The organism is Capnocytophaga sp. (assembly GCF_030532915.1).
In the GTDB taxonomy this organism is placed as follows: domain Bacteria; phylum Bacteroidota; class Bacteroidia; order Flavobacteriales; family Flavobacteriaceae; genus Capnocytophaga.
The window spans coordinates 133,817-144,809 of sequence record NZ_JAUNKD010000002.1; the positions used below are offsets into that span (position 1 = coordinate 133,817).

Below are 10,993 nucleotides of genomic sequence, written 5' to 3' on the forward strand. Positions count from 1 at the left end.
ACACCGGAATCGCTCAAAAAAAATAATTTTTTGTTACAAACACAACTTTTCTGAAAAAACAAATTCCTATAAACAGCATAACCAAACGATTTCCGTTCAATCTATTTTTCAGTTTCCATTTTTTGACTAACTTTGTCGCTCAAAATCAAAAAATCGATGATACATTTCTTTAAAAATCCGAAACAGAATTTATATGCGGTGCAAACTACCGAAAACCTCTCTGAATTAGCCGTTTCCAAATTGAATTGGCTTTTTGGCAACGCCCAAAAAATGGAACAAGAAACCCTTGACGGATATTTCGTCGGGCCCAGAGCCGCGATGGTTACCCCGTGGAGTACCAATGCCGTGGAAATTACGCAAAATATGGATATTCAAGGAGTTATCCGCATTGAGGAATTTTCGCAAGTGAGCGAGGAATTTTCCGATTTTGACCCAATGCTCTTCCAAAAATATAACGGATTGCATCAACAGATTTTTACCATCAACATCACTCCGGAACCCGTTTTGGAAATCGATGATATTGAGGGATATAACCAAAAAGAAGGCTTGGCACTTAGCCCCGAAGAAGTGGCGTATCTTGAAAATTTATCGCAAAAATTAGGACGAAAACCCACTGATTCAGAGGTGTTTGGATTCTCGCAAATCAACTCGGAACACTGCCGACACAAAATCTTTAACGGCACGTTTGTTATCGACGGTGAGGAAAAACCAAGTTCACTTTTCAAACTCATCAAAAAAACTTCGGAGACGAATCCGAATGAAATCGTTTCGGCGTATAAAGACAATGTAGCATTTATTCAAGGCCCTGTGGTAGAGCAATTTGCACCCAAAACTGCCGATAAACCCGACTTTTTTGAAACCAAAAATTTTGAATCCGTAATTTCGCTCAAAGCCGAAACCCACAATTTCCCCACTACGGTTGAGCCTTTCAACGGAGCGGCAACGGGTTCGGGCGGTGAAATTCGCGACCGTCTGGCAGGCGGACAAGGTTCGCTACCACTCGCAGGAACAGCCGTTTATATGACTTCGTACTCGCGTTTGGAGGAAAATCGTCCGTGGGAAAAAGCAATGGACGAACGCCAGTGGCTCTATCAAACGCCGATGGATATTCTCATCAAAGCCTCAAACGGAGCTTCCGATTTCGGAAATAAATTCGGTCAGCCGCTCATCGCCGGTTCGGTCTTAACCTTTGAACACGAGGAAACTCCCCTCTCCCAAGGAGAGGGGCAGGGGGTGAGGCTAGGCTTCGACAAAGTGATTATGCTTGCCGGCGGAATCGGTTACGGCAAAAAAGCCCAAGCTATTAAACATCAGCCGAAAGAGGGCGACAAAATCGTGATTTTGGGTGGTGAAAATTACCGTATCGGAATGGGCGGAGCGGCGGTTTCGTCTGCCGACACTGGGGCGTTTGGCTCTGGAATTGAGCTAAATGCGATTCAGCGTTCCAACCCAGAGATGCAAAAACGTGCCGCAAACGCCATCAGGGCGATGGTTGAGGCGGACGAAAATCCTATCGTTTCGATTCACGACCACGGAGCCGGAGGGCATCTGAACTGTCTGTCCGAGCTTATCGAAGAAACGGGCGGAAAAATCGATTTGGACAAACTTCCTGTGGGCGACCCAACGCTTTCCGACAAGGAAATCATCGGAAATGAATCGCAAGAAAGAATGGGGTTAGTCATTGGAAATCAACATATTGAAAAACTTAAGACCATAGCCGAACGCGAACGAAGCCCAATGTATGAGGTGGGCGAAGTTACCGCCGACAAGCGTTTTTCGATTGCTTCGGACAAGAAAAATACACGTCCGCTCGATTTAAACCTTTCGGATATGTTCGGAAGTTCGCCAAAAACCATTATGGCAGATTCTTCTGTTTCAACTACTTACGAAGATTTGACTTATTATCAAAGCAATATAAAATCCTATTTGGAGCAGGTGCTTCAATTGGAGGCTGTGGCTTGTAAAGACTGGCTGACCAACAAGGTGGACAGATGCGTAGGCGGACGCGTAGCCAAGCAGCAATGCGTTGGAAAATTGCAGTTACCGCTTAATAATGTGGGTGTTATGGCGTTGGATTACCAAGGAAAAGAAGGTATCGCAACCACCATTGGGCATTCGCCACTCACCGCCCTGATTGACCCTGTGGCAGGAAGCCGAAACGCCATTGCCGAAGCCCTTTCAAACATCGTGTGGGCTCCGCTCAAAAACGGTATCAAAGGCATCTCATTATCAGCTAATTGGATGTGGGCTTGTAAAAATAAAGGCGAAGATGCTCGTTTGTACGAAGCCGTAAAAGGTTGTTCGGATTTTGCTATCGAGTTGGGAATCAACATTCCGACCGGGAAAGATTCGCTTTCGATGAAACAAAAATATCCAAATGGCGATGTGATGGCTCCGGGAACGGTAATCATCTCATCTGTTGCGAATTGCACCGATATTACCAAAGTGGTTGAGCCTGTTTTGAAACGAAACGGCGGAGCGATTTATTACGTAAATCTCTCGAAAGACGACTTTAAATTGGGCGGTTCGTCATTGGCTCAAATCCTCAATAAAATCGGAAAAGAAGCTCCGACTATCAAGGATTCGGCATATTTCAAAAAAGCCTTCAACGCCATTCAACATCTTGTAAATCAAGGAAAAATAAAAGCTGGACACGACATCGGAAGTGGCGGACTCATTACCACCCTTTTGGAAATGTGTTTTGCGGAAAACGATTTAGGGGCGAATTTTGACCTTTCTGTTTTAAAAGAAAAAGACAGCGTAAAATTGCTTTTCAACGAGAACATAAGCCTTGTATTTCAGGCAGATACCGAAGCGGAAAACTACCTAAAAGCGGAAGGCATCGAGGTTTTCAAAATCGGAGAAGTTACCGATTCGGACGTTTTGAATATCAAGAATTTCGATACGGAATTGTCGCTAAACATCTCGGAAATGCGTGATATTTGGTATTTAACGTCTTATTTATTGGATAAAAAACAAACGAAAAACGATAAAGCTACGGAAAGATACCAAAATTACTCGGAACAACCGCTTGAATTTGTGTTTCCGAAGCATTTTACAGGTAAAAAACCGACTTTTTCAACCGAAAATCGACCAAAAGCAGCCGTAATTCGCGAAAAAGGAAGCAATTCGGAGCGAGAAATGGCAAATGCGATGTATTTGGCAGGTTTTGACGTGAAAGACGTGCATATGACCGACCTCATTTCAGGACGCGAAACGCTGGAAGACGTGCAGTTCATCGGAGCGGTGGGCGGATTTTCAAATTCGGACGTGCTGGGCAGTGCCAAAGGTTGGGCTGGGGCGTTCTTGTACAACGAAAAGGCGAAGACGGCTTTGGAGAATTTCTTCAAACGCGAGGATACGCTTTCGGTGGGGATTTGCAATGGTTGTCAGCTGTTTATGGAGTTGGAAGTCATCAACCCGGAACACGAAACGCACGGCAAAATGCTCCACAACGACAGCGGAAAGCACGAGAGCGGTTTCACTTCGGTAACGATTCAGAAAAATAATTCGGTGATGCTTTCTACGTTGGAAGGGGTGACTTTGGGCGTTTGGATTTCGCACGGCGAGGGGAAATTCCACCTGCCAATGGCTGAAAATGAGTATCATATCGTAGCGAAATACGCCTATGAGGGGTATCCTGCCAATCCGAACGGCTCGGACTACAACACGGCGATGCTTTGCGACAAAACGGGCAGACACTTGGTAACGATGCCGCACATCGAACGTTCTGTATTCCAGTGGAATTGGGCAAACTACCCTGAAAATCGCCACGACGAGGTTTCGCCTTGGGTAGAAGCCTTTGTCAATGCCAGAAAATGGATTGAAGCAAATAACAAATAACAATTTTTCAATGAATAATGTAAGGGCGAAAGATTTTTCGCCCTTTTCTACAAAATAACAAGGAGTTGAGATAGAAAGATATTTTACCTGCTATGTTAAAACACATCTTTTTGTATGAAAACAGCACATATAGAAATAATTTCTTTTGTATCGCAAATCATCTCAATTGATGAAATAGCGAAAGGGCATATTGTAGAAGCTTTTGAACCCATTAAAGTACCCAAAAACACACTACTTGAGATAGAAGGTAAACCAACTCAATTTCTCTATTTTATAAATAAAGGTTTTATTCGTATTTTTCATATGGATAATGGTGAGGATAGAACTACTCAAATTAATTGTCCTTCAAGATTTATTACTTCTTTTGAAAGTTTTATAACCCATATCCCTGCATACGACAATGTTCAAACTATAACTGATTGTGAATTATTACGTATCTCAAAATCGAATCTTGATAGCTTAAACAAAAAAGTCAATCAGTGGAATATATTTCGAGAAAAGTTATACCAAACATCACTGATGTTCAATGAAGAACGAAATAAAGATATGATTTTACTAAATGCAGAAGAGCGTTATAAAAAATTAATGAAAACACAACCCGAAATTCTTAAAAATGTACCGCTACAATTTATAGCTTCTTATATTGGCATAAAACCTGAAAGTTTGAGTAGAATCCGACGTCAGCTTATTTCCTAACAAATGTTAAGTAAATTTTATTACAAAAAGTCTTCCTTTGCATCTTATTAAACAAGATGTAAAAATGAAAAAAATTCACTATCAAACAGCACTTATTACAGGTGCTTCTTCAGGAATTGGAAAGGCTTTTGCCTATGAATTAGCCAAAAAAGGTGTAAACTTGGTTTTAACAGCACGCTCTGAAAACCTCCTTGTCGAAATTACAACCGATTTACACAAAAAATATGGTATAAAAGTTCATTATATCATAGCAGACCTTAGTAAATCAAATACTCCTGAGCTAATTTTTAATGAGTTAAAGCAAAAAGATATATTTATTGATTTACTCATTAATAATGCAGGTATCGGGAAATGGACAAACTTCTTAGACCAAACAATGGTTTCTTACAATGAAATGATTGCATTAAACATCAATTCATTGGTTGCCTTAACTCATCTTTTACTTCCAAAAATGCTGGCAAATAAACATGGAGGAATTATCAATATTGCTTCAACAGGAGCGCTACAACCCTGCCCATATATTGCTGTTTATTGTGCAACAAAGGCTTTTGTAATCTCCTTTTCGGAGGCAATTCACGGAGAATATTTTGATAAAGGCATTACGGTAACAAGTATTTGTCCGGGCAATACGCAAACTAATTTTGCAAAAACAGCCAATGCCAACACAAAAGGAATGTCTTATGATACTCCCGAAAAAGTAGCCAAAGAGAGTTTAAAGGCATTATTAAAAAGAAAAAATAATAAAATCATAGGATTTGGTAACTTTATGCAATCATTTATTCCTAGATTATTACCTAGAAAGACTGTTATTAACATTGTAAAAGGGATGATGAATAAGAAAGTAAATCCATAATCTTTCTACTTAAAAAAATATTATTTTTCAATAAGTTTTATATTTCATATTACTTTATTATTTCGTTTTTAATATTAGGGAACAACCCTGAAATGTCAAAATGTCAAGAAAAAGATATCGGTAAAATCCCGATAATAGAAAACAAGTGTTATAAGTAATCAGGACGACCCCGAAGTGTCAAAACGTCAGAAAAAAAATATCGGTAAAACCCTGATAATATAAAACAAATGTTTTCTGAAATCGGGATGACACCGAAACGTCAAAACATCAGAAAGTACTTATCAGGAAAACCCCGAAATATTAAAATAGTTGTTTTAAGTAAAAAGTAAAATAATTTATATCATCCTTCGATTTCGATCAGGAAGACAAATGATATATTTTTATCTCTTCTGTCAGGCTAAGCATAGTCAAAGCCTAAATTTTAACATAAAATATCCTCCCCTACCCGCTTCAAAGGTAGAACTCAGCAGAAAACAAATTCCCTAAACTCTTCTTAAAAAAATAAGTTCGCTTTCTGTTGGTGCTTCAATAAAAGTTTTTTCCGTTTCACAACTCCCCCTTTGAAGGGGCAGAGGGATATCTCCTTGAAATTCTTTCTAAATTGTTGATAAAAATCGAAGCTTTTTTTATCTTTTTTTTAACTAAAAGATAAAAAATAAAAATTAATATGTTAAAAAATCATCTTGTTTCATTTTTATTTTTATCTTTGTAGAAATTAACTTATTAAATATAAATCATTTTGGTATGAAAAAATTAGACGCACGTACACGCACCACCGAAATCGATGATGTTTCTGACCGACTTTTAGTGCTTTTCAAAAAAGAAACCGACCTGCAAGAGGAGGAATTTCTAAAACCTACCTTTGCCGAGATTGAAACGCTTTCGGCACAAATCACCGAAGCCATCAAACGCGATGTGGCTCTCTCCAAACTCGAAGATGCCGATTTGAGGCGTGATAATTTAATCCGTTCGCTTAACACGGCACTGCTGGGGTATCGTGCTTTGCCTGTGACATCGCTGAAAGAAAACGCCGAAAAACTCTACGCGGTATTCTCCAAATATGGAGTAAAAATCACCAGAGAGGCGTATGCGGTGGAGTCGTCGCTTATTGAGTCGCTGTTGAAAGATTTGTCTGCCCCCGAAATGCAGCAAGCTATTGCAACGCTTACGGGCATTGAGGAAATCGTATCGGGGCTTCGCAACGAACAGACTGCCTTTACGCAGCTTCGTGCCGACTATGAAAAGGCATTGTCCGAACAGAAAAACAGCCCGAGTGCTTCCGCCGTAAAAAAATTACTGCTCGAAGTCATCAACGGAAAACTCGTTCCGTATCTTATTGCAATGAAAATCGCTAAGGCAGACCAGTACACCTCACTTGCCAATGCCATTTCACAGGCTATTGACGACACCAACAGTGCCATAAAACGCAGAACCTCAAAGGACAAGAAAAGCAATGAATAATTTATAATGAAGAATTAACAATGTAGGGCGAAATATCTTTCGCCCGTTGTGTAAAAATTTGTGTGGCAGGTAAAAAATATTTTGATTTATATTGGGAATGTACGTTTTGGGCAAATTGCAATTTGCCCTTACAACAGGAACACACACGTAGGGGCGTATTGCATACGCCCGTAATATAAAACCACGATGTGGGGGTGAAATATTTTTCGCCTGTTGTGTAAAATCTTATCATTCAATCAAAAATGCCGGATGATTTTTCAAAAAATGAACTAATCGGGTCAAACACTTATTTTGTAATATTAGCTCCGTTTGCGCTACCGACCCCAATAACCTCGTCATACAAAGCCCCCGGCTGGCGGTAGTAAACTAAAATAAGATAGCTGTTTTCGGTTTGTTGAAAGTTTCCGCTGATTTCATTAAAGTCCGCCCCATTTGCGTTTTTGGTTGCAAAATTATAGTTGTAAAAACCTTGTTTCAGGAGTGCTTTTCCGTGAAATAATCCGGTTTTTTCATTGTAGTGCAAGCGATAAGCATCATCTAATTGGTAATTTGAAAATCTCCCATAGACATATACTTCTTTATTGGCGTAAAACGATTGTGGTTCTAAGCTGAAATGAACCCAAACGTAATCAGCTTCATTAGTAGGATTGCTTCCGTTAATTGTATTTACCAAAAAATCGCCGTTAATATCGGGAAAATAGGTATAAACTTTGTGGGATCGGCTTGTGTTTGTGAATAAATAATGTTCAAAAAGCTGATTTTGCTCGATACGAAGGATACCTGTTGATGCGGCACGTAAATCTTTACTGTCAAAATAGAGGAATTCATTACTTGCGTCAAATCTCGCTTCGGAATCATATCGATAAATAAGCTCATTGCCCATAACGTATTGGGGTTTGAGGCTCGTGATGGCATTATCCCATCGATAATTTTGTAAAATGGCTACATTAACTGATGTTTTCGGGTCATTAAGCCGAATGTCTTGCTCCTTAACTGAAAACTGCACAACCTGCTTGGTGTCAAAGTATTGCAAATCGCGTGAGCGTTTCACCTCGGCAAGTACGCCCACCAACGGATTGTACACCACAAAACGGCGTGAAAATACCTCGTTTCCGTAATTATCAATAACAGACAGAAGGTAATTTCCGGTTAAGGTGATTTTAGTGAGGTCGTTAGGCAATGTTAAACGGTAATGTGAGTAGGGTTGAAGTGTGGCGTAGGAGTTACTCTCGGGCTGAATGGGCTGTTCGTCCATTCCCTTGATGTATTCACTTTTAAGGAGCGATGAGGGATGCCAATTGAAATCGCAATGGGTTATTTTGTAATAATAGGTTGCCTCTTGGGCTGTTAAATCGTCAAATTGTAGGGTAAAGGGTTGTTGTTGCCGCACCAACGGAAATTGATTTTTGTCATCAGCCGAAGTTTTGAAAATAATTGTTTTGATGTGTTCCGGCGGATTCTTTTCCGTAAGTATTTGTCCCCACACCGGACGCAATAGGGTAAAAACAAAGGCAAAAAGCATTAAACGTTTCATAATTTCTTATTTTGAAAAATCAAAAGTACGAAAAAAATCAATGCAAACAAAAAATTTATCATTTTGCGTTTTAAGGATTTACAACCTTTTTATTTTCAATACTTAATGAAAATTGTTGAAAAAATAAGATTTCCCTATTTTTTTAACAATTTTCTTTTTAAACCGAAAAATGAAACACGATTGTTTTTTATTTCAAAATGTTAAAATTTTGTTTTTCTTGGCGTAACATTTTGGTTTTTAAGGATTAATTTATGTGTTTGAAACCTGTATTTTAAATATTAAAATTATAGTAAAACAATTCAAATTTTTACCCATTGAAACGACCAAAGCAACAGTTAAAACAGGTGTCGTAAGTAAGCGAGAAGGAAATTCACAAAGTCACGGAACTAAATGTAAATAACAATGAAAACAAAACTATTAATAATCTGTATTTTATATTCTTTTCTCGGGTTTTCGCAACCTGAGAAAAGATTTATACTTTTAGATGCCATAATACCTCAAAATGTTAAAAAATACACTTTGGATACGGAAAAAATGTACGGAATTAAAGCTCAAATAGAGTTATATAATTTGGACCATTATCAAGGACTTTTTTGTTTAGCGTTCTCCCTGATTTGGAAACAGGCGAAAATTGGGAAGAAATTTCGTACATTCTCATAGAAAATCAACTATTTACTGCGGAAGATTTTCAGAAAACCATATTGAACACCGATGAACCTAAAATGTTCAATAAATACAGATTAATAAAAAAGGTTGGAAACAAGTTTTTTGTGGCAAAAAATGTACTTATCGAAAAATTTAGAGTGCTTGATATTGACACATCACTTAAAATTTCGGGCAGTAATGTCATCAATCTTAAAGATGAAATTATGACTTACCAAGATGTTAAAAAAGCCTATTTATCTCAAATTAGTGACAAATTTCCGATGGAAGGTTACGCTGATGAATATTCTTCGATAAAGAAAGAATTTAGAGCGATTTATCTTTCAAGAATAGAACAAAAAAACAACGAAAAAGTCTATCGTTTTTGGACTTTTGATAATTTCAAAGAAGAACGAAAATATTATGACGAGGTGATACAGAACAATAGTTACAACTACCATCGCGGCATTGACCGCTTTGCGTACATTGAAGGCAAGGGTATTGTGGGCGGTTCGTATGATTTTTATTTTGACAGAACAGGCTATGGTTTCAAACGTGCTGTACGCCACGATATTATGTGGGCAAAAGAACTTTTTCCGCAAAGGCAATAAATTAAAAAATCTTCTTTCTTACAAATTAAGAAAGAAGATTTTATCATTTTGTTTTAGCTAATATCAAAAACATATCACATTGTTATTTAGCACAATAGGCAATCTGTCAAAAAATTCATATCTTTGCACCAACTAACATTCAATCGCATTTATGACACATTCAGGAAAAATAGAATTAATGGCGCCCGCCGGAAACTTTGAATCTCTGCAAGCCGCTATCGATAACGGGGCTGATTCCGTGTATTTTGGCGTTGATCAGCTCAATATGCGTGCCAGAGCCAGCATTAATTTCACCATTGATGACTTGGACGAAATCGCACGCCGATGCAACCCCAAAGGCATCAGAACCTATCTGACACTCAACACAATTATATACGACCACGACCTTTCCATCATAAAAACCCTGCTCGATGCCGCCAAAAAGGCAAATTTAACCGCAGTTATCGCTATGGATCAGGCAGTTATTGCCTATGCCCGCCAAATCGGGATGGAAGTCCATATTTCCACACAAATCAACATCACAAACATCGAAACCGTACGCTTTTACTCGCTTTTTGCCGATACGATGGTGATGAGCCGCGAGCTTAGTCTTCGTCAGGTTAAAAAAATCGCCGAGCAGATTGAAAAAGAGCAAATTAAAGGTCCGTCGGGCAATTTGGTCGAAATAGAAATCTTCGGACACGGTGCCTTGTGTATGGCCGTCTCCGGAAAGTGTTATTTGAGCCTGCATTCGCACAATTCATCGGCAAACAGAGGGGCGTGCAAGCAAAATTGCCGAAAAAAATACACCGTAATCGACCAAGAGAGCGGTTTTGAAATCGAAATCGACAATGAATATATGATGTCGCCCAAAGACCTCTGTACGCTCGACTTTCTCGACCAAGTGATTGACGCAGGAGCCAAAGTGCTTAAAATCGAAGGACGCGGAAGAGCTCCCGAGTACGTGGCGACCGTCATAAAAACCTATCGCGAAGCCATCGACGCCTATTACGACGGAACGTATTCCAAAGAGAAGGTACAAAAATGGATGGAAGCCCTATCAACAGTCTATAACAGAGGATTTTGGAGCGGATATTATCTCGGACAGAAATTAGGCGAATGGAGTGAAAATCCGGGGTCGAACGCCACGCAAAAAAAGGTATATGTGGGGCAAGGGAAGCATTATTTCCCCAAATCGGGCATCGCGGAATTCGCCATCGAAGCCTTTGACATCAAAGTGGGCGACAAACTGCTCATCACAGGACCCACCACGGGCGTGCAGGAGTTCGTTCTCGAAAATATGATGGTAAATGACGTCCCGGCGGAAAAAGCCACCAAAGGCGATTCCTGTACCATCAAAACCGATTTCAGAGT

The 10,993-nt window shown here is 39.4% G+C and carries 7 protein-coding genes; 6 read left to right on the top strand and 1 reads right to left on the bottom strand.

The genetic code is table 11. The features are described 5' to 3' along the window. Window positions 1-156: 156 nt before the first annotated feature. The 4 genes from purL to Q4D72_RS01195 all read left to right on the top strand — a co-directional run bounded on the left by purL (window position 157) and on the right by Q4D72_RS01195 (window position 6,853). Window positions 157-3,843 carry a phosphoribosylformylglycinamidine synthase gene (gene purL, locus Q4D72_RS01180; protein ID WP_303075585.1) on the top strand — a complete coding sequence of 1,229 codons (3,687 nt, stop codon included), beginning with the start codon at window positions 157-159 and terminating at the stop codon, window positions 3,841-3,843. 114 nt (window positions 3,844-3,957) lie between these two features. Further along, window positions 3,958-4,539: a Crp/Fnr family transcriptional regulator gene (locus tag Q4D72_RS01185; protein WP_303075586.1), complete on the top strand. Its 582-nt coding sequence runs from the start codon at window positions 3,958-3,960 to the stop codon at window positions 4,537-4,539. A gap of 64 nt (window positions 4,540-4,603) precedes the next feature. Next, window positions 4,604-5,392, top strand: a complete 789-nt coding sequence (locus Q4D72_RS01190; RefSeq protein ID WP_303075587.1) for an SDR family oxidoreductase — start codon at window positions 4,604-4,606, stop codon at window positions 5,390-5,392. Window positions 5,393-6,136: 744 nt separating this feature from the next. Continuing rightward, window positions 6,137-6,853: a DUF6261 family protein gene (locus Q4D72_RS01195; protein WP_303075588.1), complete on the top strand. Its 717-nt coding sequence runs from the start codon at window positions 6,137-6,139 to the stop codon at window positions 6,851-6,853. A gap of 286 nt (window positions 6,854-7,139) precedes the next feature. On the opposite strand, the gene Q4D72_RS01200 is transcribed toward Q4D72_RS01195, so the two are convergent. After that, window positions 7,140-8,387 (bottom strand): DUF5103 domain-containing protein, encoded by a 1,248-nt coding sequence (locus Q4D72_RS01200; protein ID WP_303075589.1) that lies wholly within the window; start codon window positions 8,385-8,387, stop codon window positions 7,140-7,142. A 593-nt stretch (window positions 8,388-8,980) separates the two neighbouring features. On the opposite strand from Q4D72_RS01200, the gene Q4D72_RS01205 reads away from it, so the two are divergent. Both Q4D72_RS01205 and Q4D72_RS01210 read left to right on the top strand, forming a co-directional pair. Continuing rightward, on the top strand, window positions 8,981-9,640 hold the full coding sequence (locus Q4D72_RS01205) for a hypothetical protein (protein WP_303075590.1): 660 nt from the start codon (window positions 8,981-8,983) through the stop codon (window positions 9,638-9,640). Between the two features lie 151 nt (window positions 9,641-9,791). Beyond that, on the top strand, window positions 9,792-10,993 hold a 1,202-nt coding region (locus tag Q4D72_RS01210; RefSeq protein ID WP_303075591.1), incomplete at its 3' end, for a peptidase U32 family protein.

What these genes read in the sequence shown, in the direction of transcription:
- purL (WP_303075585.1), top strand. Translation starts at nt 157, where the DNA reads ATGATACATTTCTTTAAAAATCCGAAACAGAATTTATATGCGGTGCAA.
- Q4D72_RS01185 (WP_303075586.1), top strand. Translation starts at nt 3,958, where the DNA reads ATGAAAACAGCACATATAGAAATAATTTCTTTTGTATCGCAAATCATC.
- Q4D72_RS01190 (WP_303075587.1), top strand. Translation starts at nt 4,604, where the DNA reads ATGAAAAAAATTCACTATCAAACAGCACTTATTACAGGTGCTTCTTCA.
- Q4D72_RS01195 (WP_303075588.1), top strand. Translation starts at nt 6,137, where the DNA reads ATGAAAAAATTAGACGCACGTACACGCACCACCGAAATCGATGATGTT.
- Q4D72_RS01200 (WP_303075589.1), bottom strand. Translation starts at nt 8,387, where the DNA reads ATGAAACGTTTAATGCTTTTTGCCTTTGTTTTTACCCTATTGCGTCCG.